Below are 296 nucleotides of genomic sequence, written 5' to 3'. Positions count from 1 at the left end.
ATCGCAGCTTGGGTAACGGCACAAACTAATAGTATTAATAGCAGTTTAGCGGGGGGATGTTCACCGAGCGTATCGCATGATTTTACCAATCAGTCTATTGACTTCTGTACGGGAGGTACGGTAACTATTACCTGGACGGTAGAAGATATCTGTGGCTCTACTAATCCTACTGCTACCTATACCCTAACACAACCGCAAGTAGTAAGCTATACTAGTCCTTCTGATGATACAGCTGATGCCTGTGAGTTTGATAATGCGGATCCTACTGCAGCTCAAAATGCACTGGATGCTGATAT

1 protein-coding gene is annotated in these 296 nt (G+C 44.3%); it reads left to right on the top strand.

What is annotated here, in order from left to right; translation table 11 throughout:
* Positions 1–296 (top strand): hypothetical protein (locus FGF67_RS17345; RefSeq protein ID WP_158293252.1); only part of this gene is annotated, 296 nt, incomplete at both ends.

The sequence above is a fragment of the Allotamlana fucoidanivorans genome (genome assembly GCF_006265225.1).
Lineage (GTDB): Bacteria > Bacteroidota > Bacteroidia > Flavobacteriales > Flavobacteriaceae > Allotamlana > Allotamlana fucoidanivorans.
This window is presented reverse-complemented; position numbering and strand designations above follow the sequence as displayed.